This window comes from Pseudomonas sp. GQ91 (assembly GCF_059758795.1).
In genome coordinates this window covers 516,288-543,079 of sequence record NZ_JCAXED010000002.1, presented here as the reverse complement: position 1 = coordinate 543,079, position 26,792 = coordinate 516,288, and the positions used below count along the sequence as shown (strand labels likewise).

31 protein-coding genes and 4 tRNA genes are annotated in these 26,792 nt (G+C 55.4%); all 35 read left to right on the top strand.

Going from position 1 to position 26,792, the window contains the following annotated elements:
- The first annotated feature begins 173 nt into the window (after positions 1 to 173).
- The 35 genes from birA (at position 174) to rpsH (ending at position 26,785) form a co-directional block, all read left to right on the top strand.
- A complete protein-coding gene (birA, locus tag AC6CIA_RS04785; protein WP_498310833.1) occupies positions 174 to 1,133 on the top strand; it encodes a bifunctional biotin--[acetyl-CoA-carboxylase] ligase/biotin operon repressor BirA in 960 nt (319 codons plus the stop codon).
- Positions 1,123 to 1,872 (top strand): pantothenate kinase, encoded by a 750-nt coding sequence (locus tag AC6CIA_RS04780; protein WP_498310832.1) that lies wholly within the window; start codon positions 1,123 to 1,125, stop codon positions 1,870 to 1,872. Before birA ends, AC6CIA_RS04780 begins: the two co-directional genes overlap by 11 nt.
- A gap of 7 nt (positions 1,873 to 1,879) precedes the next feature.
- On the top strand, positions 1,880 to 2,326 hold the full coding sequence (locus tag AC6CIA_RS04775; RefSeq protein ID WP_498310831.1) for a hypothetical protein: 447 nt from the start codon (positions 1,880 to 1,882) through the stop codon (positions 2,324 to 2,326).
- 143 nt (positions 2,327 to 2,469) lie between these two features.
- A tRNA-Tyr gene (locus tag AC6CIA_RS04770) sits at positions 2,470 to 2,554 on the top strand.
- A gap of 24 nt (positions 2,555 to 2,578) precedes the next feature.
- Positions 2,579 to 2,652: transfer RNA gene (locus tag AC6CIA_RS04765), tRNA-Gly, on the top strand.
- Positions 2,653 to 2,678: 26 nt separating this feature from the next.
- Positions 2,679 to 2,754, top strand: a tRNA-Thr gene (locus tag AC6CIA_RS04760).
- Between the two features lie 162 nt (positions 2,755 to 2,916).
- Positions 2,917 to 2,992 (top strand) — tRNA-Trp (locus tag AC6CIA_RS04755).
- Positions 2,993 to 3,037: 45 nt separating this feature from the next.
- Entirely contained in the window at positions 3,038 to 3,406 is a 369-nt protein-coding gene (gene secE, locus AC6CIA_RS04750; protein ID WP_076952596.1) for a preprotein translocase subunit SecE, read from the top strand.
- A 9-nt stretch (positions 3,407 to 3,415) separates the two neighbouring features.
- The gene (gene nusG, locus AC6CIA_RS04745) at positions 3,416 to 3,949 is read left to right on the top strand and encodes a transcription termination/antitermination protein NusG (protein ID WP_003176436.1); all 534 of its coding nucleotides are present in this window, start codon (positions 3,416 to 3,418) and stop codon (positions 3,947 to 3,949) included.
- A 117-nt stretch (positions 3,950 to 4,066) separates the two neighbouring features.
- Positions 4,067 to 4,498 (top strand): 50S ribosomal protein L11, encoded by a 432-nt coding sequence (rplK, locus tag AC6CIA_RS04740; protein ID WP_003210097.1) that lies wholly within the window; start codon positions 4,067 to 4,069, stop codon positions 4,496 to 4,498.
- A complete protein-coding gene (gene rplA / locus AC6CIA_RS04735; protein WP_003176434.1) occupies positions 4,498 to 5,193 on the top strand; it encodes a 50S ribosomal protein L1 in 696 nt (231 codons plus the stop codon). Before rplK ends, rplA begins: the two co-directional genes overlap by 1 nt.
- Before the next feature lie 200 nt (positions 5,194 to 5,393).
- Positions 5,394 to 5,894, top strand: a complete 501-nt coding sequence (gene rplJ / locus AC6CIA_RS04730; protein ID WP_003232405.1) for a 50S ribosomal protein L10 — start codon at positions 5,394 to 5,396, stop codon at positions 5,892 to 5,894.
- A 78-nt stretch (positions 5,895 to 5,972) separates the two neighbouring features.
- Entirely contained in the window at positions 5,973 to 6,338 is a 366-nt protein-coding gene (gene rplL, locus AC6CIA_RS04725) for a 50S ribosomal protein L7/L12 (RefSeq protein WP_005791984.1), read from the top strand.
- Between the two features lie 219 nt (positions 6,339 to 6,557).
- The gene (gene rpoB, locus AC6CIA_RS04720) at positions 6,558 to 10,631 is read left to right on the top strand and encodes a DNA-directed RNA polymerase subunit beta (RefSeq protein ID WP_339530070.1); all 4,074 of its coding nucleotides are present in this window, start codon (positions 6,558 to 6,560) and stop codon (positions 10,629 to 10,631) included.
- 64 nt (positions 10,632 to 10,695) lie between these two features.
- Positions 10,696 to 14,895: a DNA-directed RNA polymerase subunit beta' gene (gene rpoC, locus AC6CIA_RS04715; RefSeq protein ID WP_339530071.1), complete on the top strand. Its 4,200-nt coding sequence runs from the start codon at positions 10,696 to 10,698 to the stop codon at positions 14,893 to 14,895.
- Positions 14,896 to 15,111: 216 nt separating this feature from the next.
- Positions 15,112 to 15,483: a 30S ribosomal protein S12 gene (gene rpsL, locus AC6CIA_RS04710; RefSeq protein WP_002555494.1), complete on the top strand. Its 372-nt coding sequence runs from the start codon at positions 15,112 to 15,114 to the stop codon at positions 15,481 to 15,483.
- A gap of 117 nt (positions 15,484 to 15,600) precedes the next feature.
- A complete protein-coding gene (rpsG, locus tag AC6CIA_RS04705; protein WP_002555493.1) occupies positions 15,601 to 16,071 on the top strand; it encodes a 30S ribosomal protein S7 in 471 nt (156 codons plus the stop codon).
- Between the two features lie 30 nt (positions 16,072 to 16,101).
- On the top strand, positions 16,102 to 18,207 hold the full coding sequence (gene fusA, locus AC6CIA_RS04700; protein ID WP_339417031.1) for an elongation factor G: 2,106 nt from the start codon (positions 16,102 to 16,104) through the stop codon (positions 18,205 to 18,207).
- 30 nt (positions 18,208 to 18,237) lie between these two features.
- A complete protein-coding gene (gene tuf / locus AC6CIA_RS04695) occupies positions 18,238 to 19,431 on the top strand; it encodes an elongation factor Tu (RefSeq protein WP_339530073.1) in 1,194 nt (397 codons plus the stop codon).
- 155 nt (positions 19,432 to 19,586) lie between these two features.
- Entirely contained in the window at positions 19,587 to 19,898 is a 312-nt protein-coding gene (gene rpsJ, locus AC6CIA_RS04690; RefSeq protein ID WP_003186070.1) for a 30S ribosomal protein S10, read from the top strand.
- A gap of 81 nt (positions 19,899 to 19,979) precedes the next feature.
- Complete coding sequence (gene rplC, locus AC6CIA_RS04685) at positions 19,980 to 20,615, top strand: 50S ribosomal protein L3 (RefSeq protein ID WP_003194649.1); 636 nt, start codon at positions 19,980 to 19,982, stop codon at positions 20,613 to 20,615.
- 12 nt (positions 20,616 to 20,627) lie between these two features.
- Entirely contained in the window at positions 20,628 to 21,230 is a 603-nt protein-coding gene (rplD, locus tag AC6CIA_RS04680) for a 50S ribosomal protein L4 (protein ID WP_017135963.1), read from the top strand.
- A complete protein-coding gene (gene rplW, locus AC6CIA_RS04675) occupies positions 21,227 to 21,526 on the top strand; it encodes a 50S ribosomal protein L23 (protein WP_002555488.1) in 300 nt (99 codons plus the stop codon). Before rplD ends, rplW begins: the two co-directional genes overlap by 4 nt.
- Before the next feature lie 14 nt (positions 21,527 to 21,540).
- Complete coding sequence (gene rplB / locus AC6CIA_RS04670; RefSeq protein WP_008053874.1) at positions 21,541 to 22,365, top strand: 50S ribosomal protein L2; 825 nt, start codon at positions 21,541 to 21,543, stop codon at positions 22,363 to 22,365.
- Positions 22,366 to 22,381: 16 nt separating this feature from the next.
- The gene (gene rpsS / locus AC6CIA_RS04665) at positions 22,382 to 22,657 is read left to right on the top strand and encodes a 30S ribosomal protein S19 (protein WP_002555486.1); all 276 of its coding nucleotides are present in this window, start codon (positions 22,382 to 22,384) and stop codon (positions 22,655 to 22,657) included.
- 11 nt (positions 22,658 to 22,668) lie between these two features.
- Complete coding sequence (rplV, locus tag AC6CIA_RS04660; RefSeq protein ID WP_003103908.1) at positions 22,669 to 23,001, top strand: 50S ribosomal protein L22; 333 nt, start codon at positions 22,669 to 22,671, stop codon at positions 22,999 to 23,001.
- Between the two features lie 13 nt (positions 23,002 to 23,014).
- Positions 23,015 to 23,701 (top strand): 30S ribosomal protein S3, encoded by a 687-nt coding sequence (gene rpsC, locus AC6CIA_RS04655; RefSeq protein WP_003176422.1) that lies wholly within the window; start codon positions 23,015 to 23,017, stop codon positions 23,699 to 23,701.
- A 12-nt stretch (positions 23,702 to 23,713) separates the two neighbouring features.
- Positions 23,714 to 24,127, top strand: a complete 414-nt coding sequence (rplP, locus tag AC6CIA_RS04650) for a 50S ribosomal protein L16 (RefSeq protein WP_021209374.1) — start codon at positions 23,714 to 23,716, stop codon at positions 24,125 to 24,127.
- On the top strand, positions 24,127 to 24,318 hold the full coding sequence (rpmC, locus tag AC6CIA_RS04645; protein WP_084379725.1) for a 50S ribosomal protein L29: 192 nt from the start codon (positions 24,127 to 24,129) through the stop codon (positions 24,316 to 24,318). Before rplP ends, rpmC begins: the two co-directional genes overlap by 1 nt.
- Positions 24,319 to 24,320: 2 nt before the next feature.
- Positions 24,321 to 24,587, top strand: coding sequence for a 30S ribosomal protein S17 (rpsQ, locus tag AC6CIA_RS04640; RefSeq protein WP_003176419.1), 267 nt, complete (start codon positions 24,321 to 24,323; stop codon positions 24,585 to 24,587).
- A 23-nt stretch (positions 24,588 to 24,610) separates the two neighbouring features.
- On the top strand, positions 24,611 to 24,979 hold the full coding sequence (rplN, locus tag AC6CIA_RS04635) for a 50S ribosomal protein L14 (protein WP_002555479.1): 369 nt from the start codon (positions 24,611 to 24,613) through the stop codon (positions 24,977 to 24,979).
- An 11-nt stretch (positions 24,980 to 24,990) separates the two neighbouring features.
- A complete protein-coding gene (gene rplX, locus AC6CIA_RS04630; protein ID WP_033059465.1) occupies positions 24,991 to 25,305 on the top strand; it encodes a 50S ribosomal protein L24 in 315 nt (104 codons plus the stop codon).
- Positions 25,306 to 25,325: 20 nt separating this feature from the next.
- Positions 25,326 to 25,865, top strand: a complete 540-nt coding sequence (gene rplE, locus AC6CIA_RS04625) for a 50S ribosomal protein L5 (RefSeq protein WP_003194642.1) — start codon at positions 25,326 to 25,328, stop codon at positions 25,863 to 25,865.
- A 13-nt stretch (positions 25,866 to 25,878) separates the two neighbouring features.
- Positions 25,879 to 26,184: a 30S ribosomal protein S14 gene (gene rpsN, locus AC6CIA_RS04620; protein ID WP_003176414.1), complete on the top strand. Its 306-nt coding sequence runs from the start codon at positions 25,879 to 25,881 to the stop codon at positions 26,182 to 26,184.
- Between the two features lie 208 nt (positions 26,185 to 26,392).
- On the top strand, positions 26,393 to 26,785 hold the full coding sequence (gene rpsH, locus AC6CIA_RS04615) for a 30S ribosomal protein S8 (RefSeq protein WP_084379726.1): 393 nt from the start codon (positions 26,393 to 26,395) through the stop codon (positions 26,783 to 26,785).
- Positions 26,786 to 26,792 lie beyond the last annotated feature (7 nt).

Genomic DNA, 26,792 nt, shown 5'->3' with positions numbered 1-26,792 from the left:
TTGAGCGTTCGCAAAGTGACGGCGAGGGCAAGGGGAGCGCCTAGCCCTTGCTCGCGAAAAGTCTCAACAATAACGCTGCTACCCGAGATCACGCATCTCGCTTGCCGCTTACTTTCTATGCAATGGCCTTAGGCATGGCTATTATGCGTGCCTTATTGTGAGGCGATACATGCATGCTGACGTTGTTGAAACTTCTGAAAGATGGCCGATTCCATTCCGGAGAAGCGCTGGGTGCTGCCTTGGGCGTCAGTCGCAGTGCGGTGTGGAAGCAGCTGCAGCATCTTGAGACCGAGTTGTGTCTGCCTATCCATAAAGTTCGGGGCAAGGGGTATCAGTTGGCTTCGCCGCTGGTCCTGCTGGATGCAAGCGAAATTGCGACGAATGCACCCTCTTCGGCCTGGCCTGTCTACATATCCGAATCTATTGACTCTACTAATGCGCAGGCTCTGCGTCTGATTGACACGGGCATAGCTGCGCCGTTCCTGGTGCTTGCGGAGCAGCAAGCGGCGGGACGAGGAAGGCGCGGCCGAAAGTGGGTGAGTCCGCTGGCTCAGAATATCTATTACAGCCTTGTATTGCGTATCGAAGGTGGTCTGCGCCAGCTGGAAGGCCTGAGTCTGGTGGTTGGTCTGGCGGTCATGCAGACCCTGCGAGAGTCGGGTGTGCAAGCTGCCGGTTTGAAGTGGCCAAACGACGTATTGGTAGGGCAAAAGAAAATTGCCGGTATCCTGTTGGAGTTGGTCGGGGATCCTGCGGATATCTGTCACGTCGTCCTGGGTATAGGTATCAACGTGAATATGCAGAGCGCGGATGGTGTCGATCAGCAATGGACTTCCGTGCAGTTGGAGACGGGCGTCCCCGTCAATCGTAATCATCTGATAGGGAAGCTGGGTTTGCAGCTACAACACTATCTGGATCGACATAGAGCCTCTGGTTTTGCAGCACTCCAGGAGGAGTGGGAGCTGAACCATCTCTGGCAGGGGCAGCCCGTATCCGTTATTGCCGGCCTTAATCAAGTTGATGGGCTGGTGTTGGGTGTCGACGGTCAAGGTGCGCTACGTTTGAGTGTGGATGGCGTCGAAAAAGTATTCAGCGGTGGTGAGCTAAGCCTGAGGTTGCGTGATGATTCTTGAACTCGACTGTGGGAATAGCTTTATCAAATGGCGGGTGTTTGATCCGGTCAAGGCAGTTGCCTTCGCTGAAGGTGTCGTCGGGTCGGACGTTGCATTGATTGATAGTCTGATAGCGCTCCCTGATTTATTGCTGACGCGCTGCCGATTGGTAAGCGTTCGGGCCGCGGAGGAGACCAGTAAGTTGGTTGATGCTCTGGTTCATGCGTTCGGCGTTACCGTTTCGTGTGCGGCCTCTGCAACGCAGATGGCGGGTGTACGGAATGGTTATGAAGATTTTGAGCGACTTGGCCTCGATCGTTGGTTGGCGATGCTGGGTGGGTTCAAGTTGGCCTCGGGGGCCTGCCTGGTGCTTGATTTTGGTACGGCGGCGACCGCGGATTTTATTGCTGCGGATGGTGAGCACTTGGGCGGGTTCATTTGTCCGGGCATGCCGCTGATGCGCAACCAACTGCGAACCCATACCCGTAAAATCCGCTACAACGATGAGGCTGCCGAGCAGGCTCTCGAGCGCCTTTCGCCGGGGCGCACCACCGTTGAGGCTGTCGAGCGCGGTTGTACGCTGATGTTGAGAGGTTTCGTGTTGACGCAGTTAGAGCTGGCTCGCAGCTATTGGGGGGATGATTTCACTGTATTCCTGACGGGCGGGGATGCTGACCTGGTGTCGGCCGCTGTGCCGCAGGCCAAACTCGTCCCGGATCTGGTTTTCATCGGTTTGGCGATGGCGTGTCCTTTGTCCTGAGGTCTCTATGCGTTGGTTGTTCCTGTTATTGCTGGTTCTCAATGTCTTCTATTACATCTGGCATCAACAAGAGGCTCCGTTGCGTGCGAAAGATGTGACCCCCTTGGCGCTCTATCGCGGGTCCCAGCAAGATATCCGGTTACTGAGTGAGTCGGCTGATGCGAAGGTGCGCCGCGACAGTCCCAAGGCCGCTGAAGCGCAAAGCGGCTGCCTCTATATCGGTGGCTTTGCCCGACAGGATGATGCGCACTTTGTAGAGCAACGGCTGATCAGTCTGGATATCAAGGCCAAGATGCTTTCATTGGACATGTCTGGTGTTTCAACGTTTTGGCTGCGCGTGGCGCCTGAAAGCAGGCGTTTGGCGGATGATCTGCCCTTTGAAAGCCTTGCCAACGAATTCAATGAGTTAAAACACAAAATAATGCCGTGCGAAGGCATTGCAAGTGTCGATTAGTTTGCATAGAATGGCGCCCGCTTCGCAGTGATGACCTTTCGGGGGAAACAGCGCGAAGCGACGTCAACGCAGCTAACCTCATATTTTTTAATGAGAAAATGCTTGACAGAAGGCTGGCATGAAGTAAAATGCCGGCTCGCTTAGGAGGGGTTCCCGAGCGGCCAAAGGGATCAGACTGTAAATCTGACGTCTACGACTTCGAAGGTTCGAATCCTTCCCCCTCCACCATTTTTAGCGTGAGCTGCAAGCTCCGCGGGTATAGTTTAGTGGTAGAACCTCAGCCTTCCAAGCTGATGATGCGGGTTCGATTCCCGCTACCCGCTCCACGTTTGCAGGTTGTGCAAGGTGTTTCGCTCTTGTAGCTCAGTTGGTAGAGCACACCCTTGGTAAGGGTGAGGTCAGCGGTTCAAATCCGCTCAAGAGCTCCATATGACAAGGCAGATATGAAAATATCTGCCTTTGTTTTAACAGCTGTCTCGGCTTGATTGTTCTTTGTCTGGCTTTAAAGGCTGGATGATTTCAGGTCTATTGGGGTTGGTTGTTGTAAAGTCTTTTTCAGGCCTGCATAATGGTCGGCCTGATTTTGTTTTAGGTCAGTAGCTCAATTGGCAGAGCGACGGTCTCCAAAACCGTAGGTTGGGGGTTCGATTCCCTCCTGACCTGCCAGATTCACCTTGTGTGTCTGGCTTTCTTTTCACAGGATCTTCATAGATGACTCCTAAGGCTGAAGCTCAAAGCTCTCGTTTCGATCTGGTTAAGTGGCTCGCTGTCGTCGCTTTGGTGGTCGTGGGCGTTGTTGGCAACCAGTATTATTCTGCTTCGCCGATCCTGTACCGTGTACTCGCTTTGCTCGCTCTTGCTGCTGTAGCTGCCTTTATAGGTCTGCAGACTGCCAAGGGCAAGTCTTTCGCTGTACTGGTTAAGGAAGCTCGCACCGAGATTCGTAAAGTCGTTTGGCCGACTCGCCAAGAAACCACGCAGACCACGTTGATCGTAGTGGCTGTCGTTCTGGTTATGGCGTTGCTGTTGTGGGGGCTTGATTCCCTGCTCGGCTGGCTTGTTTCCTTGATTGTTGGCTAAGGGTGTCCCGTGGCTAAGCGTTGGTACGTTGTGCATGCTTACTCGGGTTACGAGAAGCATGTCATGCGCTCTTTGCTAGAGCGCGTAAAGCTGGCAGGCATGGAAGATGGCTTCGGCGAAATTCTGGTTCCCACTGAAGAAGTGGTTGAAATGCGGAATGGCCAGAAGCGCAAAAGCGAACGCAAGTTCTTCCCTGGCTATGTGCTGGTTCAGATGGACATGAATGAGGGTACTTGGCACTTGGTCAAGGACACGCCTCGCGTCATGGGTTTCATCGGCGGTACCGCTGATAAGCCTGCTCCGATCACCGACAAAGAGGCAGAAGCAATTCTGCGTCGTGTTGCTGACGGTAGCGACAAGCCGAAGCCGAAGACGTTGTTCGAGCCAGGCGAGGTTGTTCGTGTCACTGATGGTCCGTTTGCTGATTTCAACGGTACCGTCGAAGAAGTTAACTACGAAAAGAGCCGGATCCAAGTGGCGGTGCTCATTTTCGGACGCTCCACTCCGGTGGAGTTGGAGTTCAGCCAGGTCGAAAAGGTCTAGCTGGAAACGCATCCCAACCCCGCAGCCCAAGGCTGTGGGGTTTTGTCGTCACTGGGATAAACGCGCAAGTAACCGGGGAGCCTTTCGAGGCGCTTGAACCCGTAATTGGAGTGCCTCATGGCCAAGAAGATTACCGCTTACATCAAGCTGCAAGTGAAGGCCGCTCAGGCCAACCCAAGTCCACCCGTCGGTCCAGCTCTGGGTCAGCACGGCGTGAACATCATGGAATTCTGCAAGGCCTTCAACGCCCGTACCCAGGGTATTGAACCAGGTCTGCCGACTCCAGTGATCATCACTGTTTACAGTGACCGTAGCTTTACCTTCGAAACCAAGTCGACCCCGGCTTCGGTTCTGTTGAAGAAAGCTGCTGGCCTGACTAGCGGTTCCGCTCGTCCTAACACCGTTAAGGTTGGCACCGTGACCCGTGCTCAGCTGGAAGAAATCGCGAAAACCAAAAACGCGGATCTGACTGCAGCTGATATGGATGCAGCCGTGCGTACCATCGCCGGTTCTGCTCGTAGCATGGGCCTTAACGTGGAGGGTGTGTAATGGCTAAGCTGACCAAGCGCCAAAAGGCTATCGCCGGCAAAATCGAAGCGGGCAAGTCCTACAACTTTGTAGACGCTGCTGCTCTGCTGACCGAGCTGTCGACTGTCAAGTTCAGCGAGTCTGTTGACGTTGCTGTAAACCTGGGTGTTGACCCGCGTAAATCCGACCAGGTCGTTCGTAGCGCTACTGTGCTGCCACACGGTACTGGCAAGACTGTACGTGTTGCTGTCTTCACCCAAGGCCCGGCAGCTGAAGCTGCTCTGGCTGCTGGCGCTGATCGCGTTGGCATGGACGACCTGGCTGCCGAAATGAAAGGCGGCGACCTGAACTATGACGTGGTTATCGCATCCCCGGATGCAATGCGCGTTGTGGGTCAGTTGGGTCAGATCCTCGGTCCACGCGGCCTGATGCCTAACCCGAAAGTCGGCACCGTAACCCCAGACGTAGCCACCGCGGTCAAAAACGCCAAGGCTGGTCAGGTCCGTTATCGCACCGACAAAAACGGCATCATTCACACCTCCGTTGGCAAAGTCGGCTTCGATGCCGTCAAGCTGAAGGAAAACGTTGAAGCCCTGATCGCTGATCTCAAGCGTATCAAGCCGGCTTCCTCGAAAGGCATCTACGTCAAGCGCGTTACCCTGAGCACCACTATGGGCCCAGGTCTGGTCATCGACCAAGGCTCGCTGGACGTATAAGACACAGGTTGGCGCAAGCGATTGCGTCAATTGAAAAAATTGGGGTCCCTGCCTGGCGGGGGCTATCCAAGACCGTAGGCGACGCAAGTCTTAAACCATCAAGCCTACGCAGATGGTGCTCCCGGTTCCTTACCGAATCAGACACCAAAACGACATCCGGCTTCGGCCAGATGAAACGGTAACAAGCAGGAGTTAAACCCGTGGCAATTAATCTCGAAGACAAGAAGGCCATCGTCGCTGAAGTCAACGAGGCTGCCAAAGCTGCTCTGTCCGCTGTCGTGGCTGATGCCCGTGGTGTGACAGTAGGCGCTATGACCGGACTCCGTAAAGAGGCTCGTGAAGCTGGCGTATACGTACGTGTTGTACGTAACACCCTGCTCAAGCGCGCTGTTGCTGACACTGAATACAGTGTTCTCAACGACGTGTTCACCGGCCCGACTCTGATCGCATTCTCCAAGGATCATCCAGGCGCTGCTGCCCGTTTGTTCAAAGAGTTCGCCAAGAGTCAGGATAAGTTCGAGATCAAGGCAGCTGCGTTCGAGGGCAAGTTCCTCGCAGCTAACCAAATCGACGTACTGGCAACACTGCCGACCCGCGACGAAGCCATTTCGCAGCTGATGAGCGTGATTCAAGGCGCTACCAGCAAGCTGGCTCGTACTCTGGCTGCAGTTCGCGAGCAAAAAGAAGCTGCCGCAGCCTAAGGCTGAGCAGTTGCTCTCGCGTATTTTTGTTTATTTCGATGGCCGCGTAGGCCGTCCCCCAATTCAGGAAATACAGCAATGTCTATCTCCCAAGACGATATCCTCAACGCCGTAGCTGAAATGTCGGTTCTGCAGGTTGTTGAGCTGATCAAGGCTTTCGAAGAAAAATTCGGCGTTTCCGCTGCCGCTGCTTCTGCCGGTCCAGCTGCTGCTGCCGCCGTTGTTGAAGAGCAAACCGAATTCAACGTCATGCTGACCGAAGCTGGCGAAAAGAAAGTAAACGTGATCAAGGCAGTACGTGAACTGACCGGTCTGGGCCTGAAAGAAGCCAAGGCTGTAGTTGACGGCGCTCCTGCCATGGTTCTGGAAGCTGTTGCCAAAGACGCAGCTGACAAAGCCAAAGCTACTCTGGAAGAAGCAGGCGCCAAAGTCGAGCTGAAGTAAGCATCGACCTTGCGTCTCCAGCCCAAGCGTTAAGCTGAAGGCTGATGGCTGGTGGCTCTTGCCACCGGCCTTTTTCCGTTCTTGGCTGTCGACTCGGTCGCCGCCATTAACGCGCTGTAGCCACCCGATGCGGTGGTGCAAACCAAGGGGTTTGCAAGATTTTCTGGCTGCTCCCGTCGGGAGGGCCAAACAAGCAGGTGACCAAGCTGGGGAACGCTGATGGCTTACTCATATACTGAGAAAAAACGTATCCGCAAGGACTTTAGCAAGTTGCCGGACGTCATGGATGTCCCGTACCTTCTGGCTATCCAGCTGGATTCGTATCGTGAATTCTTGCAGGCGGGAGCGACCAAAGATCAGTTCCGCGACGTGGGCCTGCATGCGGCCTTCAAATCCGTTTTCCCGATCATCAGCTACTCCGGCAATGCTGCGCTGGAGTACGTCGGTTATCGCCTGGGCGAACCGGCATTTGATGTCAAAGAATGCGTGTTGCGCGGTGTTACGTACGCCGTACCTTTGCGGGTAAAAGTCCGTCTGATCATTTTCGACAAAGAATCGTCGAATAAAGCGATCAAGGACATCAAAGAGCAAGAAGTCTACATGGGCGAAATCCCACTGATGACTGAAAACGGTACCTTCGTTATCAACGGTACCGAGCGTGTTATCGTTTCCCAGCTGCACCGTTCCCCGGGCGTGTTCTTCGACCACGACCGCGGCAAGACGCACAGCTCCGGCAAACTCTTGTACTCCGCGCGGATCATTCCGTACCGCGGTTCGTGGCTGGACTTCGAGTTCGACCCGAAAGACTGCGTGTTCGTGCGTATCGACCGTCGTCGCAAGCTGCCGGCCTCGGTACTGCTGCGCGCGCTCGGCTACACCACCGAGCAAGTGCTGGATGCTTTCTATACCACCAACGTATTCAGCCTGAAGGATGAAACCCTCAGCCTGGAACTGGTGCCTTCGCGCCTGCGTGGTGAAATTGCGGTTCTGGATATCCAGGACGACAAAGGCAAGGTCATTGTTGAAGCGGGCCGTCGTATTACTGCGCGCCACATCAACCAGATCGAAAAAGCCGGTATCACCTCGCTGGATGTGCCTTTGGACTACGTCCTGGGTCGCACTACCGCCAAGGTGATCGTGCATCCGGCCACAGGCGAAATCCTGGCTGAGTGCAACACCGAGCTGAACACCGAGATCCTGGCAAAAATCGCCAAGGCCCAGGTTGTTCGCATCGAGACGTTGTACACCAACGACATCGACTGCGGTCCGTTCGTCTCCGACACCCTGAAGATCGACTCCACCAGCAACCAATTGGAAGCGCTGGTCGAGATCTATCGCATGATGCGTCCTGGCGAGCCACCTACCAAAGACGCTGCCGAAACCCTGTTCAACAACCTGTTCTTCAGTCCAGAGCGTTATGACCTGTCTGCGGTCGGCCGGATGAAGTTCAACCGTCGTATCGGTCGTACCGAGATCGAAGGTTCGGGCGTGCTGTGCAAGGAAGACATCGTTGCGGTCCTGAAGACCCTGGTCGATATCCGTAACGGCAAAGGCATCGTCGATGACATCGACCACCTGGGTAACCGTCGTGTTCGCTGCGTAGGCGAAATGGCCGAGAACCAGTTCCGCGTTGGCCTGGTACGTGTTGAGCGTGCGGTCAAAGAGCGTCTGTCGATGGCTGAAAGCGAAGGCCTGATGCCGCAAGACCTGATCAACGCCAAGCCAGTGGCTGCGGCGGTGAAAGAGTTCTTCGGTTCCAGCCAGCTCTCGCAGTTCATGGACCAGAACAACCCGCTCTCCGAGATCACCCACAAGCGCCGTGTATCCGCACTGGGCCCGGGCGGTCTGACCCGCGAACGTGCTGGCTTTGAAGTGCGTGACGTACACCCGACTCACTACGGTCGTGTATGCCCGATTGAAACGCCGGAAGGTCCGAACATCGGTCTGATCAACTCCCTGGCGGCCTATGCGCGCACCAACCAGTACGGCTTCCTGGAAAGCCCGTACCGCGTGGTGAAAGACGCTCTGGTCACCGACGAGATCGTGTTCCTGTCCGCCATCGAAGAAGCCGATCACGTGATCGCCCAGGCTTCGGCCACGATGAACGACAAGAAAGTCCTGACCGACGAGCTGGTAGCTGTTCGTCACTTGAACGAGTTCACCGTCAAGGCGCCGGAAGACGTCACCTTGATGGACGTATCGCCGAAGCAGGTAGTGTCGGTCGCAGCGTCGCTGATCCCGTTCCTGGAACACGATGACGCCAACCGTGCGTTGATGGGTTCCAACATGCAGCGTCAAGCTGTACCCACCCTGCGTGCTGACAAGCCGCTGGTAGGTACCGGCATGGAGCGTAACGTAGCCCGTGACTCCGGCGTTTGCGTCGTGGCGCGTCGTGGCGGCGTGATCGACTCCGTTGATGCCAGCCGTATCGTGGTGCGTGTTGCGGATGACGAAGTGGAGACTGGCGAAGCCGGTGTCGACATCTACAACCTGACCAAATACACCCGCTCGAACCAGAACACCTGCATCAACCAGCGTCCGCTGGTGAGCAAGGGTGATCGGGTTCAGCGCAGCGACATCATGGCCGACGGTCCGTCCACCGACATGGGTGAACTGGCGCTGGGCCAGAACATGCGCATCGCGTTCATGGCGTGGAACGGCTTCAACTTCGAAGACTCCATCTGCCTGTCCGAGCGTGTTGTTCAGGAAGACCGTTTCACCACGATCCACATCCAGGAACTGACCTGTGTGGCCCGTGACACCAAGCTTGGCCCAGAGGAAATCACTGCAGACATCCCGAACGTGGGTGAAGCTGCACTGAACAAGCTGGACGAAGCCGGTATCGTTTACGTAGGTGCTGAAGTAGGCGCGGGCGACATCCTGGTCGGCAAGGTCACTCCGAAAGGCGAGACCCAGCTGACTCCGGAAGAGAAGCTGTTGCGTGCCATCTTCGGTGAAAAAGCCAGCGACGTTAAAGACACTTCCCTGCGTGTACCTACCGGTACCAAGGGTACTGTCATCGACGTACAGGTCTTCACCCGTGACGGCGTCGAGCGTGATGCTCGTGCGTTGTCCATCGAGAAGACTCAACTCGACGAGATCCGCAAGGACCTGAACGAAGAGTTCCGTATCGTTGAAGGCGCGACCTTCGAACGTCTGCGTTCCGCTCTGGTAGGCCACAAGGCTGAAGGCGGCGCAGGTCTGAAGAAAGGTCAGGACATCACCGACGAAGTTCTCGACGGTCTTGAGCATGGCCAGTGGTTCAAGCTGCGCATGGCTGAAGATGCTCTGAACGAGCAGCTCGAGAAGGCCCAGGCCTATATCGTTGATCGTCGCCGTCTGCTGGACGACAAGTTCGAAGACAAGAAGCGCAAACTGCAGCAAGGCGATGACCTGGCTCCAGGCGTGCTGAAAATCGTCAAGGTCTACCTGGCAATCCGTCGCCGCATCCAGCCGGGCGACAAGATGGCCGGTCGTCACGGTAACAAAGGTGTGGTCTCCGTGATCATGCCGGTTGAAGACATGCCGCACGATGCCAATGGCACCCCGGTCGATGTGGTCCTCAACCCGTTGGGCGTACCTTCGCGTATGAACGTTGGTCAGATCCTCGAAACCCACCTGGGCCTCGCGGCCAAAGGTCTGGGCGAGAAGATCAATCGTATGATCGAAGAGCAGCGCAAGGTCGCGGACCTGCGTAAGTTCCTGCACGAGATCTATAACGAGATCGGCGGTCGCAACGAAGAGCTGGACACCTTCTCTGACCAGGAAATCCTGGATCTGGCGAAGAACCTGCGTGGCGGCGTACCAATGGCCACTCCGGTGTTCGACGGTGCCAAGGAAGTTGAAATCAAGGCCATGCTGAAACTGGCTGACCTGCCAGAAAGCGGCCAGATGCAGCTGTTCGACGGCCGTACCGGCAACAAGTTCGAGCGCCCGGTTACTGTTGGCTACATGTACATGCTGAAGCTGAACCACTTGGTAGACGACAAAATGCACGCTCGTTCTACCGGTTCTTACAGCCTGGTTACCCAGCAGCCGCTGGGTGGTAAGGCGCAGTTCGGTGGTCAGCGTTTCGGGGAGATGGAGGTCTGGGCACTGGAAGCATACGGTGCCGCATACACTCTGCAAGAAATGCTCACAGTGAAGTCGGACGATGTGAACGGCCGTACCAAGATGTACAAGAACATCGTGGATGGCGATCACCGTATGGAGCCGGGCATGCCCGAGTCTTTCAACGTGTTGATCAAAGAAATTCGTTCCCTCGGCATCGATATCGATCTGGAAACCGAATAACACGTGACGCGAATCGAGAGCGTGGCAGTGATGCCCGCTCTCTGCTCCGCCAGGAGGAAAGGCCTTGAAAGACCTACTGAATTTGCTGAAAAACCAGGGTCAAGTCGAAGAGTTCGACGCCATCCGTATTGGATTGGCATCGCCTGAGATGATCCGTTCGTGGTCGTTCGGTGAAGTTAAAAAGCCGGAAACCATCAACTACCGTACGTTCAAACCTGAGCGTGACGGCCTGTTCTGCGCCAAGATCTTTGGCCCGGTAAAGGATTACGAGTGCCTGTGCGGTAAGTACAAGCGCTTGAAGCACCGTGGTGTGATCTGCGAGAAGTGCGGCGTTGAAGTTGCGCTGGCCAAGGTTCGTCGTGAGCGCATGGCGCACATCGAACTGGCTTCGCCGGTTGCCCACATCTGGTTCCTGAAGTCGCTGCCGTCGCGTATCGGCTTGCTGATGGACATGACCCTGCGTGATATCGAACGCGTTCTCTACTTCGAGAGCTACGTCGTTATCGATCCAGGCATGACCACGCTTGAAAAAGGCCAGCTGCTGAACGATGAGCAGTACTTCGAAGCGCTGGAAGAGTTCGGCGACGATTTCGATGCCCGCATGGGTGCCGAAGCTGTCCGCGAGCTGCTGCACGCGATCGACCTGGAGCACGAGATTGGTCGTCTGCGCGAAGAAATTCCGCAAACCAACTCCGAAACCAAAATCAAGAAACTGTCCAAGCGTCTGAAGTTGATGGAAGCCTTCCAGGGTTCCGGCAACTTGCCAGAGTGGATGGTGCTGACCGTTCTGCCGGTTCTGCCGCCAGACTTGCGTCCGCTGGTACCGTTGGACGGTGGTCGTTTCGCGACGTCCGACCTCAACGACCTGTACCGCCGCGTGATCAACCGTAACAACCGCTTGAAGCGTCTGCTTGATCTGTCCGCTCCGGACATCATCGTGCGTAACGAAAAGCGTATGTTGCAAGAGGCGGTCGACGCCTTGCTCGACAACGGTCGTCGTGGCCGCGCTATCACCGGTTCGAACAAGCGTCCTCTGAAATCCCTGGCTGACATGATCAAGGGTAAGCAAGGTCGTTTCCGTCAGAACTTGCTCGGTAAGCGTGTTGACTACTCGGGTCGTTCGGTAATTACCGTAGGTCCGACCCTGCGTCTGCACCAGTGCGGTCTGCCGAAGAAAATGGCTCTCGAGCTGTTCAAGCCGTTCATTTTCGGCAAGCTGGAAATGCGCGGTCTCGCGACCACCATCAAAGCGGCCAAGAAAATGGTCGAGCGCGAACTGCCAGAGGTTTGGGACGTTCTCGCTGAAGTGATTCGCGAACACCCGGTACTCCTCAACCGTGCGCCGACCCTTCACCGTCTGGGCATCCAGGCGTTTGAACCGGTACTGATCGAAGGTAAGGCTATCCAGCTGCACCCGCTGGTCTGTGCTGCGTACAACGCCGACTTCGACGGCGACCAAATGGCCGTGCACGTACCGCTGACACTGGAAGCCCAGCTGGAAGCGCGCGCGTTGATGATGTCGACCAACAACATTCTGTCGCCAGCCAACGGTGAGCCAATCATCGTTCCGTCGCAGGACGTTGTACTGGGTCTGTACTACATGACCCGTGAAGCGATCAACGCCAAGGGCGAAGGCCGTGTATTCGCGGATCTGCAGGAAGTCGACCGTGTGTTCCGTGCTGGCGAAGCCGCACTGCACGCCAAGGTCAAAGTGCGGATCAACGAAACCGTCAACGACCGTGATGGCGGCAGCGTGACCAACACCCGTATCGTCGACACCACTGTCGGCCGTGCGCTGTTGTATCAAGTTGTGCCAAAAGGCCTGTCGTACGACGTCGTCAACCTGCCGATGAAGAAAAAGGCGATCTCCAAGCTGATCAACCAGTGCTACCGCGTGGTTGGTCTGAAAGAGACCGTGATCTTCGCTGACCAGTTGATGTACACCGGTTTTGCCTATTCGACCATTTCCGGCGTTTCCATCGGTGTTAACGACTTCGTTATCCCGGATGAGAAAGCCCGCATCATCGGTGCTGCCACCGACGAAGTGAAAGAGATCGAAAGCCAGTACGCCTCCGGCCTGGTAACCCAGGGCGAGAAGTACAACAAGGTGATCGACCTTTGGTCCAAGGCCAACGACGAAGTCTCCAAGGCGATGATGGCCAACCTCTCGAAAGAGAAGGTCATCGACCGTCACGGCGACGAAGTTGACCAGGAATCCTTCAACTCGATGTACATGATGGCCGACTCGGGCGCACGGGGTTCTGCCGCGCAGATCCGTCAGCTCGCCGGTATGCGTGGCCTGATGGCCAAGCCGGACGGTTCCATCATCGAAACGCCGATTACTGCGAACTTCCGTGAAGGGTTGAGCGTACTTCAGTACTTCATCTCCACTCACGGTGCTCGTAAAGGTCTGGCGGATACCGCGTTGAAAACCGCTAACTCCGGTTACCTGACGCGTCGTCTGGTAGACGTTGCACAAGATCTGGTTGTCACCGAGATCGATTGCGGCACCGAGCACGGCCTGCTGATGACTCCGCACATTGAAGGCGGTGACGTTGTAGAGCCGCTGGGTGAGCGCGTATTGGGTCGTGTCATTGCCCGTGACGTGTTCAAGCCAGGTACCGAGGACGTTATCGTGCCTGCCGGTACTCTGGTTGACGAGAAGTGGGTCGAGTTCATCGAACTCAACAGCATCGACGAAGTGATCGTTCGCTCGCCGATCAGCTGCGAAACCCGCTACGGTATTTGCGCCAAGTGCTACGGCCGTGACTTGGCTCGTGGTCACCAGGTGAACATCGGTGAAGCGGTCGGCGTTATCGCTGCCCAGTCCATCGGTGAGCCGGGTACTCAGCTGACCATGCGTACGTTCCACATCGGTGGTGCGGCAAGCCGGACCTCCGCGGCTGACAGCGTTCAGGTGAAGAACGGCGGTACCGTCCGTCTGCACAACCTGAAGCACGTTGAGCGAGTGGATGGCCACCTGGTTGCCGTATCCCGTTCCGGTGAGCTGGCCATCGCTGATGACTACGGTCGTGAGCGTGAGCGCTACAAGCTGCCGTACGGTGCCGTGATTTCGGTTAAAGAAGGTGACAAGGTCGACGCTGGCGCAATTGTGGCCAAGTGGGATCCGCACACTCATCCAATCGTTACCGAAATGAAAGGTACCGTGACCTACGTGGGCATGGAAGAAGGCATCACGATCAAGCGTCAGACTGACGAATTGACCGGTATGACCAACATTGAAGTACTTGACGCTAAAGATCGTCCAGCGGCCGGCAAGGACATCCGTCCTGCCGTGAAGATGGTCGACGACAACGGCAAGGATCTGTTGCTGCCAGGCACTGACGTAATCGCTCAGTACTTCCTGCCAGCCAACGCCCTGGTCGGTGTGGCGGACGGCGCGAAGATTGCGATCGGTGATGTTATCGCTCGTATCCCGCAAGAAACTTCGAAGACCCGTGACATCACCGGTGGTCTGCCGCGTGTTGCCGACTTGTTCGAAGCTCGTCGTCCGAAAGAAGCGTCGATCCTGGCTGAAGTCAGCGGCACCATCGCGTTCGGTAAAGAGACCAAGGGCAAGCGCCGCCTGGTCATTACCCCGAACGACGGTAGTGATCCGTATGAAGAGCTGATTCCGAAGTGGCGTCACCTGAACGTGTTCGAAGGCGAACAGGTAAACCGCGGCGAAGTTATCTCCGACGGCCCGAGCGATCCACACGACATCCTGCGTCTGCTGGGTGTGAGTGCGCTGGCCAAGTACATCGTCAACGAGATCCAGGACGTTTACCGTCTGCAGGGCGTGAAGATCAACGATAAGCACATCGAGACCATCCTGCGTCAGATGCTGCGTAAAGTTGAAATCGCTGAATCCGGCGATTCCAGTTTCATCAAGGGCGACCAGATGGAACTGACTCATGTGCTGGTAGAAAACGAGCGCCTGGCGAACGAAGAGAAATTCGTTTCCAAGTTCACTCGCGTGCTGCTGGGTATCACCAAGGCGTCGTTGTCCACTGAGTCGTTCATCTCGGCGGCCTCCTTCCAGGAGACCACTCGCGTACTGACCGAAGCAGCGGTAACCGGCAAGCGCGATTACCTGCGCGGCCTGAAAGAAAACGTAGTTGTGGGTCGTCTGATCCCGGCCGGTACCGGTTTGGCTTATCACAGCGAGCGTAAGCGTCGTCGTGATGCCGACAAGCCGCTGCGCGTAAGCGCCAGTGAAGTGGAAGCTGCACTGACCGAAGCGCTGAACTCTAGCGGTAACTGAGTTCTGCGATAAATAAGTCCGGGCCCTGGCAGCCCCGTTCGTCGGAACGAGACAGTATTGTCCGGTTCCGTTGAAGGGGGAGGTCGGGGCCTTGCCTTGACTGGGGGCAAGATCCTCTTTAGACTCTTGTACCCCTAAATTTGGCGGGAATTCGTTCCTGCCATTTTGCTTTTCTTGCAAGACAATAGCGTCGCAAGACAACAGTGGAGCTAGTAGATGGCAACTATCAACCAGCTGGTACGTCAGCCGCGTAAGCGTATCGTCGAGAAATCCGACGTGCCTGCGCTGCAGAACTGCCCGCAACGTCGTGGCGTATGCACTCGCGTGTATACCACTACGCCGAAAAAACCTAACTCGGCACTGCGTAAAGTATGCCGTGTGCGTCTGACCAACGGTTTCGAGGTTTCCTCGTACATCGGTGGTGAAGGCCACAACCTGCAAGAGCACAGCGTGGTGCTGATCCGTGGCGGTCGTGTAAAAGACTTGCCAGGTGTTCGTTACCACACCGTACGCGGCTCCTTGGATACCTCCGGCGTTAAAGGTCGTAACCAGGGTCGTTCGAAGTACGGTACCAAGAAGCCTAAGTAGTAGCGGCTTTTTGCAAACTGAATCATCTTATTTTCTGAGTCGATAAGAGTAAGGTCGGAGGCGCCCCGCAAGGGCACTGATTCCGAACGAACCTGAAGACCGTTTGAGGGCTTATCCATGCCAAGAAGACGCGTAGCAGCCAAGCGCGAAGTGCTTGACGATCCAAAATACGGAAGCCAAATCCTGGCCAAGTTCATGAACCACGTGATGGAAAGCGGCAAGAAAGCCGTTGCCGAGCGTATCGTTTATGGCGCGCTGGAAAAGGTTAAAGAACGCAAGAACAGCGATCCCCTGGAAATCTTCGAGAAAGCTCTCGACGCCATCGCTCCGCTGGTCGAAGTGAAGTCGCGCCGTGTAGGCGGTGCTACTTACCAGGTTCCGGTCGAAGTTCGTCCGTCCCGTCGTAACGCGCTGGCAATGCGCTGGTTGGTAGACTTCGCCCGCAAGCGCGGCGAGAAGTCTATGGCTCTGCGTTTGGCTGGCGAGCTGTTGGATGCTGCTGAAGGTAAAGGTGCTGCTGTTAAGAAGCGTGAAGACGTGCACCGTATGGCCGAAGCTAACAAAGCTTTCTCGCACTACCGCTTCTAATTTCAGCTTCACTAATTTTGCGAGGGCTTTATGGCTCGTACTACTCCGATTAGTCGCTACCGTAACATCGGTATCGTCGCTCACGTGGATGCTGGTAAAACCACCACCACCGAGCGCGTCCTTTTTTACACTGGCAAAAGTCACAAGATGGGCGAGGTGCATGACGGCGCCGCGACCACAGACTGGATGGTGCAGGAGCAGGAGCGTGGTATTACCATTACTTCTGCTGCCATTACCGCCTTCTGGAAAGGTTCTGCGAAGCAGTACAAAGACGAGCACCGCTTCAACGTCATCGATACCCCGGGCCACGTAGACTTCACCATTGAAGTTGAACGTTCCCTGCGTGTACTCGACGGCGCGGTCGTTGTGTTCTGCGGTACCTCGGGCGTTGAGCCTCAGTCGGAAACCGTATGGCGTCAAGCCAACAAGTACGGCGTTCCGCGTCTTGTTTACGTCAACAAGATGGACCGTGCCGGCGCGAACTTCTTGCGCGTGATCGGTCAGATCAAACAGCGTCTGGGTCACACTCCGGTGCCTATCCAGTTGGCTATCGGTGCCGAAGACAATTTCCAGGGCCAGATCGATCTGCTGACCATGGAAGCTGTTTACTGGAACGATGCTGACAAGGGCATGACTCCTCGTCGCGAAGCTATTCCTGCTGAGCTGCAGGAGCTGGCTGACGAGTGGCGTAACAACATGGTCGAGGCTGCGGCCGAAGCCAACGAAGAGCTGATGAACAAGTACCTCGAAGGTGAAGAGCTCACCAACGAGGAGATCAAGGCTGCTCTGCGTCAGCGTACTATCGCTGGTGAGATCGTCTTGGCTGTTTGTGGTTCCTCGTTCAAGAACAAGGGTGTTCCCCTGGTTCTCGACGCTGTTATCGACTACCTGCCTGCTCCTACCGACATTCCTGCCATCAAGGGTACTGACCCGGATGACGAGGAAAAGGAAATGGAGCGTCATGCAGACGACAACGAGCCGTTCTCGGCTCTGGCGTTCAAGATCGCTACCGACCCATTCGTGGGTACCCTGACTTTCGTCCGTGTCTACTCGGGCGTGTTGAACTCCGGCGACGGCGTCATCAACTCGGTCAAGGGCAAGAAAGAGCGCGTGGGTCGTATGGTGCAAATGCACGCAAACGCCCGTGAAGAGATCAAGGAAGTGCGCGCTGGCGACATCGCGGCCCTGATCGGCATGAAGGACGTCACCACTGGTGAAACTTTGTGCAACGCTGACAAGCCAATCATCCTGGTTCGCATGGACTTCCCGGAGCCGGTAATTTCGGTTGCCGTTGAGCCCAAGACCAAGGATGACCAGGAAAAAATGGGTATCGCTCTGGGCAAGCTTGCTCAGGAAGACCCATCTTTCCGCGTCAAAACTGATGAAGAGACTGGTCAAACGATCATCTCTGGCATGGGCGAGTTGCACCTGGACATCCTGGTTGACCGGATGCGCCGTGAGTTCAACGTCGAAGCCAACATCGGTAAGCCTCAGGTTTCCTATCGTGAGCGCATCACGAAGAACTGTGAAATCGAAGGCAAGTTCGTTCGTCAATCCGGCGGTCGTGGCCAGTTCGGTCACTGCTGGATCCGTTTTGCTCCTGCTGACGAAGGTCAGGAAGGTCTGCAATTCGTGAACGAAGTGGTTGGTGGTGTGGTTCCTAAGGAATACATCCCGGCGATCCAGAAGGGTATCGAAGAGCAGATGAAGAACGGTGTTGTTGCCGGCTATCCGCTCATCGGCCTGAAGGCGACCGTTTTTGATGGTTCTTACCATGACGTCGACTCCAACGAGATGGCGTTTAAGGTGGCTGCTTCCATGGCTACCAAGCAACTGGCCCAGAAGGGCGGTGGTGAGTTGCTTGAACCAATCATGGCAGTAGAAGTTGTTACGCCTGAAGACTATATGGGTGACGTGATGGGCGACCTTAACCGTCGTCGCGGCATGATCCTGGGTATGGAAGACACGGTTTCCGGCAAAGTAATTCGTGCCGAGGTTCCGTTGGGTGAGATGTTCGGTTATGCAACCGACGTTCGTTCCATGTCCCAAGGTCGCGCAAGCTACTCTATGGAATTCAAAAAATACAATACAGCGCCGTCGCATATCGTCGAAACTGTTACCAAAAAACAAGGCTGATTCAGTCCTTTAGGCAAGGAGTTAATTGTCGTGGCTAAAGAAAAATTTGATCGTTCCCTACCGCACGTCAACGTTGGCACTATCGGTCACGTTGACCACGGTAAAACCACTCTGACCGCTGCTCTGACTCGCGTCTGCTCCGAAGTTTTCGGTTCGGCTCGTGTTGACTTCGACAAGATCGACAGCGCACCAGAAGAAAAAGCTCGTGGTATCACCATCAACACCGCGCACGTTGAGTACAACTCGACTATTCGTCACTACGCTCACGTTGACTGCCCAGGTCACGCTGACTACGTGAAGAACATGATCACCGGTGCTGCCCAGATGGACGGCGCTATCCTGGTTTGCTCGGCCGCTGATGGTCCGATGCCACAAACCCGTGAGCACATCCTGCTGTCCCGTCAGGTAGGCGTTCCGTACATCGTGGTCTTCCTGAACAAGGCTGACCTGGTAGACGACGCTGAGCTGCTGGAACTGGTTGAGATGGAAGTGCGCGATCTGCTGAGCACTTACGACTTCCCAGGCGACGACACTCCGATCATCATCGGTTCTGCTCGTATGGCTCTGGAAGGTAACGACGACAACGAAATGGGCACCACTGCCGTTCGTAAACTGGTTGAAACCCTGGACAGCTACATCCCAGAACCAGTTCGTCTGACCGACAAGCCGTTCCTGATGCCAATCGAAGACGTATTCTCGATCTCCGGTCGTGGTACTGTTGTTACCGGTCGTATCGAGCGCGGTATCGTTCGCGTTCAGGATCCACTGGAAATCGTTGGTCTGCGTGATACCACCGTCACCACCTGCACCGGTGTTGAAATGTTCCGCAAGCTGCTCGACGAAGGTCGTGCTGGCGAGAACTGCGGCGTTCTGCTGCGTGGTACCAAGCGTGACGACGTTGAGCGTGGCCAGGTTCTGGTCAAGCCAGGTTCGGTCAAGCCGCACACCAAGTTCACCGCAGAAGTTTACGTTCTGAGCAAGGAAGAAGGCGGTCGTCACACTCCGTTCTTCAAAGGCTACCGTCCACAGTTCTACTTCCGTACTACTGACGTGACTGGTAACTGCGAGCTGCCAGAAGGCGTTGAAATGGTAATGCCAGGCGATAACATTCAAATGACTGTTACCCTGATCAAAACCATCGCAATGGAAGACGGTCTGCGTTTCGCTATTCGCGAAGGCGGCCGTACCGTTGGTGCTGGTGTTGTAGCTAAAATCATCGAGTAAGCTCTTTTGAGTTAGCTTTGATGTTTTGAAAAAGCCCCCGCTCAGCGGGGGCTTTTTTATTGGGTTGACACCTATCGGGGGCGTCTATAGAATTGCGCCTCCTTTTAACGGGCGCAGTGCGCCCGGTGGGAATAGCAGCCGGAGTCTGAAATCCAATGCAAAATCAGCAAATCCGTATCAGGTTGAAGGCTTTTGACCATCGCCTGATCGACCAATCCACCCAGGAAATCGTGGAAACCGCGAAACGTACTGGTGCTCAAGTGCGTGGTCCTATTCCACTGCCTACCCGCAAAGAGCGGTTCACCGTTCTGGTCTCCCCGCACGTCAACAAAGACGCGCGTGACCAGTACGAGATCCGTACTCATAAGCGCGTTCTGGACATTGTCCAGCCAACGGATAAAACCGTTGATGCTCTTATGAAGCTCGATCTGGCGGCCGGTGTGGAAGTACAGATCAGCCTCGGCTAAGACTCGGGTCTTAGTCGTGTAACGCTCTGAAATGGGCGGCCATAGCGGGTGAAAGCCCCGTACACTCATGAGGTTTACAACATGACTATTGGTGTAGTCGGTCGTAAATGCGGTATGACCCGTATTTTCACCGAAGAAGGTGTCTCCATTCCGGTCACGGTCATTGAGATCGAGCCGAATCGCGTCACCCAGTTCAAAACTGAAGAAACCGATGGCTATCGTGCAGTGCAAGTCACTGTCGGCGAGCGTCGTGCTTCGCGTGTGACTGCTGCTCAGGCAGGTCACTTCGCTAAAGCAAACGTTGCAGCTGGTCGTACTGTCATGGAGTTCCGTCTTGAAGACGGCGACTACCAGGCTGGCGATCTGATCAACGCTGAAATCTTCGCCGCTGGTCAACTGGTTGATGTAACCGGTCAGTCCAAGGGTAAAGGCTTCCAGGGTACGATCAAGCGTTGGAATTTCCGTGGCCAAGACAACACTCACGGTAACTCCGTTTCCCACCGCGTCCCGGGCTCTATTGGCCAGTGCCAGACTCCTGGTCGTGTATTCAAGGGCAAAAAAATGTCCGGTCATATGGGCGCTGAGCGCGTGACCGTGCAGTCCCTCGAAGTAGTGCGCGTCGACGCTGAACGCAATCTGTTGTTGGTCAAGGGTGCTGTTCCTGGCGCTACTGGCGGCAACCTGGTTGTACGTCCAGCGGCCAAGGCTCGCGGTTAAGGGGAAGCTGACATGCAATTAAATGTAAATGACGCTCAAGCGATCGAAGTTTCCGAACTGACATTTGGCGGCGAATTCAACGAGACGCTCGTTCACCAAGCAGTCGTGGCCTACATGGCCGGCGGCCGTCAAGGTAGCAAGCAGCAAAAGACCCGTTCCGACGTTCGTGGTGGCGGTAAGCGCCCTTGGCGTCAGAAAGGTACTGGCCGTGCTCGTGCCGGTACTATCCGTAGCCCAATCTGGCGTGGCGGCGGTACCACTTTCGCAGCGCGTCCACAGGATCACACTCAGAAGCTCAACAAGAAGATGTACCGCGCAGCACTGCGCTCCATCCTTGCTGAACTCGTGCGTACTGATCGTCTGGTCGTGGTTCAGGACTTCGCTGTTGAAAGTCCAAAAACCAAAGATCTGCTGGGCAAACTGAACAACATGAGCCTGACCGACGTTTTGATCGTGTCCGAAGCTGTTGATCAGAACCTGTACCTGGCTGCTCGCAACCTGCCACACGTTGATGTACGTGACGTGCAAGGTTCCGATCCAGTTAGTCTGATCGCATACGACAAGGTGTTGATCACCGTGTCGGCCGTGAAGAAATTCGAGGAGCTGCTGGGATGAACCAGGAACGCGTATTTAAAGTTCTGCTTGGCCCGCACGTTTCCGAAAAGGCTACGGTTCTGGCTGACAAGAAAGGCCAGTTCGTTTTCAAGGTTGCAACTGACGCAACCAAGCTGGAAATCAAGAAGGCCGTCGAAAGCCTGTTCAGCGTGAAAGTAGAGCGTGTTACTACCCTGAATGTTCTGGGTAAGAGCAAGCGCACTGCTCGCGGTCTGGGCAAGCGTAATGACTGGAAGAAGGCAGTTATCTCCCTTCAGCCAGGCCAAGATCTCGATTTCAGCAGCAGTGCTGAGTAAGGAAGGGGTGCATCATGGCAATCGTTAAATGCAAACCGACTTCCCCTGGCCGCCGTTTTGTGGTCAAGGTGGTCAATCAGGAGCTGCATAAAGGCGCTCCTCACGCACCGCTGCTCGAGAAGAAATCGAAGTCTGGTGGTCGTAACAACAATGGTCGCATTACCACTCGTCACATCGGTGGTGGCCATAAGCAGCATTATCGTCTGGTCGACTTCCGTCGCAACGACAAAGATGGCATCTCCGCCACTGTCGAGCGTATCGAATACGATCCAAACCGTACTGCTCACATCGCTCTGCTGCTGTACGCAGATGGCGAGCGTCGCTACATCATCGCGCCTAAAGGCGTGAGTGCTGGCGACCAGCTGATCGCAGGTGCCTTGGCGCCGATCAAGCCGGGCAACGCTCTGCAACTGCGTAACATTCCAGTTGGTAGCACCGTACACGGCATCGAATTGAAGCCAGGTAAAGGCGCGCAAATCGCTCGTTCCGCTGGTGCTTCGGCTCAGCTGATCGCTCGTGAAGGTGTCTACGTGACCCTGCGTCTGCGTTCTGGTGAGATGCGTAAAGTGCTGGCTGAATGCCGCGCGACCCTGGGTGAAGTCTCGAACTCCGAGCACAGCCTGCGTTCGCTGGGTAAAGCTGGTGCCAAACGCTGGCGTGGCGTTCGCCCAACCGTTCGTGGTGTTGCCATGAACCCGGTTGACCACCCACATGGTGGTGGTGAAGGTCGTACCTCTGGTGGTCGTCATCCGGTATCGCCATGGGGCTTCCCGACTAAGGGCGCGAAGACTCGTGGTAATAAGCGTACCGACAAAATGATCGTCCGTCGTCGCAAGTAAATAGAGGGATACGACAGTGCCACGTTCTCTGAAAAAAGGTCCTTTTATTGATCTTCACCTACTGAAGAAGATCGAAGTGGCGGCGGAAAAGAACGATCGCAAACCAGTTAAGACCTGGTCGCGTCGTTCGATGATCCTGCCACAAATGGTCGGTCTGACCATCGCAGTACACAACGGTCGTCAACACGTCCCGGTTCTCGTTAACGAAGACATGGTCGGCCACAAACTAGGCGAGTTTGCCGGTACCCGCACTTATCGTGGGCACGTGGCAGACAAGAAAGCCAAGCGTTAAGGGGTAAGGAAATGGAAGTAGCCGCTAAGTTGTCGGGCGCTCGAATCTCCGCCCAGAAAGCCCGCTTGGTCGCCGACCAGATCCGCGGGAAGAAGGTGGGCGAAGCGCTCAACCTGTTGGCTTTCAGCAGTAAGAAAGCCGCCGAGATCATGAAGAAAGTGCTGGAGTCGGCCGTAGCCAACGCCGAGCATAACGAAGGCGCAGACGTTGATGACCTGAAGGTCAGCACCGTTTTCGTCAACGAAGGGCGTTCGCTGAAGCGCATCATGCCACGTGCCAAAGGCCGTGCTGATCGCATCGTCAAGCGGTCTTGCCATATCACTGTCAAGGTTGCTGACAAGTAACGGAGTCGAAGAGATGGGTCAGAAAGTACATCCCATTGGCATTCGCCTGGGAATCGTCAAGGAGCACACCTCCGTCTGGTACGCAGACGGTCGGACTTATGCGGACTATTTGTTCGCTGATCTGAAGGTGCGTGAGTATCTCCAAGACAAACTAAAAAGCGCGTCCGTAAGCCGTATCGATATCCATCGTCCGGCTCAAACTGCACGTATCACCATCCACACCGCTCGCCCAGGTATCGTTATCGGGAAGAAAGGTGAAGATGTTGAGAAACTGCGTCAGGACCTGACCAAGCAAATGGGTGTGCCTGTGCACATCAATATCGAAGAGATCCGCAAGCCGGAGCTCGACGGTATGCTGGTTGCGCAGAGCGTAGCTCAGCAGCTGGAGCGCCGTGTAATGTTCCGTCGCGCTATGAAGCGCGCAGTACAGAACGCCATGCGCATTGGTGCCAAAGGCATCAAAATCCAAGTGAGCGGTCGTCTCGGCGGTGCTGAAATCGCACGTACTGAATGGTATCGCGAAGGTCGTGTGCCATTGCACACCCTGCGTGCCGACATCGACTATGCCAACTACGAAGCTCACACCACTTACGGTGTGATCGGTGTAAAGGTTTGGATCTTCAAAGGCGAAGTAATTGGTGGTCGCCAAGAAGAGCTGAAGCCACAAGCACCAGCGCCTCGTAAAAAAGCTGCTAAGTAAGGGGTACGCCAAATGTTGCAACCTAAGCGTACGAAGTTCCGCAAGCAGATGACAGGCCACAACCGTGGTCTGGCTCAGCGCGGTAGCAAAGTCAGCTTCGGCGAGTTCGCGCTGAAGTCTGTAGCTCGTGGTCGTCTCACCGCTCGTCAGATCGAGTCAGCGCGTCGTGCACTGACCCGTCACGTTAAACGTGGCGGCAAGATCTGGATCCGTGTATTCCCGGACAAGCCTGTAACCAAAAAGCCACTCGAAGTTCGGATGGGTAAAGGTAAGGGTAACGTGGAGTACTGGGTTGCCCAGATTCAGCCAGGCAAAGTCCTGTATGAAATCGAGGGTGTTTCTGAAGAGCTGGCGCGTGAGGCTTTCGCCCTGGCTGCTGCAAAGCTGCCGCTCGCCACCTCCTTTGTTAAACGGACGGTGATGTGATGAAAGCGAAAGAACTTCGTGAAAAATCCGCACAGCAGCTGAACGAGCAACTGCTCGGCTTGCTGCGCGACCAGTTCAATCTGCGTATGCAGAAAGCAACTGGCCAGTTGGGGCAGTCTCATCTGCTCTCGCAAGTTAAGCGTGACATCGCTCGCGTGAAGACTGTGCTCAACCAGCAGGCAGGTAAGTGATCATGGCTGAAGCCGAAAAGACTGTCCGTACGCTGACTGGCCGTGTTGTCAGCGACAAGATGGACAAAACCATCACCGTTTTGATCGAGCGTCGCGTTAAGCACCCGATCTACGGTAAATATGTTAAGCGTTCGACTAAGCTGCACGCGCACGACGAAACCAATCAGTGCCACATCGGCGACAAGGTCACTATTCGTGAAACTCGTCCGCTGGCCAAGACCAAGTCTTGGGCACTGGTTGATGTTCTCGAACGCGCTGTGGAAGTCTAAGGACTAGGGGTCGGAGAAATTATATGATTCAGACTCAATCCATGCTCGATGTGGCCGATAACAGCGGCGCTCGCCGTGTTATGTGCATCAAGGTGCTGGGTGGCTCCCATCGTCGTTACGCTGGTATCGGTGACATCATCAAAGTTACCGTGAAGGAAGCAATTCCTCGCGGTAAAGTGAAAAAAGGCCAAGTGATGACTGCTGTTGTAGTCCGCACTCGTCACGGCGTACGCCGTGCAGATGGCTCCATTATCCGCTTTGATGGCAACGCTGCTGTTCTTCTGAACAACAAGCAAGAGCCGATCGGCACCCGTATCTTTGGGCCAGTGACCCGTGAACTTCGTACTGAGAAGTTCATGAAGATCGTCTCGCTCGCCCCAGAAGTGCTGTAAGGAGATCCGACATGCAAAAGATTCGTCGTGACGACGAGATCATCGTGATCGCCGGCAAAGACAAGGGTAAGCGCGGTAAGGTGCTTAAGGTTCTCGCTGACGACCGTCTGGTCGTTGGTGGTCTGAACCTGGTTAAGCGTCATACCAAGCCTAACCCGGCGTCGGGCGTACAGGGCGGTATCGTCGAGAAAGAAGCGCCACTGCACGCTTCCAACGTTGCCATTTTCAACGGCGAAACCAACAAGGCTGACCGCGTTGGTTTCAAAGTAGAAGACGGCAAGAAAATTCGTGTCTTCAAGTCGACCCAAAAAGCGGTTGATGCTTGAACACTGCTAGGTAGAAGACCATGGCACGACTACAAGAGATTTACCGGAAGGAAATCGCCCCCAAGCTTAAGGAAGAACTTAAGCTCGGGAACGTGATGGAAGTTCCGCGCGTTACAAAAATCACCCTGAACATGGGTCTGGGCGAAGCGATCGGCGACAAAAAAGTCATCGAGCACGCTGTTGCTGACCTGGAAAAGATCACCGGCCAGAAAGTCGTTGTGACCTACGCTCGGAAATCCATCGCTGGCTTTAAAGTCCGTGAAGGTTGGCCGATCGGCGTCAAAGTGACCCTGCGTCGTGAGCGTATGTATGAATTCCTGGATCGTCTGCTGTCGATCTCCCTGCCTCGGGTTCGCGACTTCCGCGGCCTGAATGCCAAGTCCTTCGATGGTCGTGGTAACTACAGCATGGGCGTTAAAGAGCAGATCATCTTCCCGGAAATCGACTACGACAAGATCGATGCTCTCCGCGGTCTGGACATCACCCTGACCACCACTGCCAAGAACGATGATGAAGGCCGCGCTCTGCTGCGTGCGTTCAAATTCCCGTTCCGCAACTGATTGGAGTAGGACCATGGCCAAGATGAGCATGAAAAACCGCGAGCTGAAGCGTCAGCTCACGGTTGCCAAGTACGCCAAGAAGCGTGCAGCACTGAAAGCTATCATCGTTGATCTGAACGCAAGTCCAGAAGCGCGTTGGGAAGCTACAGTTGCCCTGCAGAAGCAGCCACGTGACGCAAGCGCTTCGCGCATGCGTAACCGCTGCCGCCTGACCGGTCGTCCACACGGCGTTTACCGCAAGTTCGGCCTCGGCCGTAACAAACTGCGTGAAGCGGCAATGCGTGGTGACGTACCGGGTCTGGTTAAAGCCAGCTGGTAAGTACTTTCGACGTCCAAGCGGTCAGGATCGCAAGATACTGACCGCCGGTGGCCTAGAATCTGGAACAAGCCCCTTTTGGGGCTTGTTTCATTTCTGCAGTGTGTCTAAAATACGCGGCTCGCCTGAGCCCGTGTTTTTTATGCTCGGAGATTCTCGGCGACATATGTAGCCGTAAGGCTGATTTTTTTGTATTAGGAGCGTCTAGCCCATGAGTATGCAGGACCCGTTAGCGGACATGCTAACTCGTATCCGTAATGCCCAGATGGCTGAAAAGTCCGTCGTAAGCATGCCGTCTTCCACGTTGAAGGTAGCTGTTGCCAAAGTTCTCAAAGACGAAGGCTACATTGCGGGTTATCAGATCAGCAGCGAAAGCAAGCCGCTGTTGTCCATCGAGCTGAAGTACTTCGAAGGCCGTCCGGTCATCGAGGAAGTGAAGCGCGTTAGCCGTCCAGGCCTGCGTCAGTACAAGTCCGTTGAAGATCTGCCGAAAGTTCGTGGCGGTCTCGGCGTGTCTATCGTCTCCACCAACAAAGGTGTGATGACGGATCGTGCTGCGCGCGCTGCCGGTGTCGGCGGCGAAGTTCTTTGCACTGTGTTCTAAGGGGGGA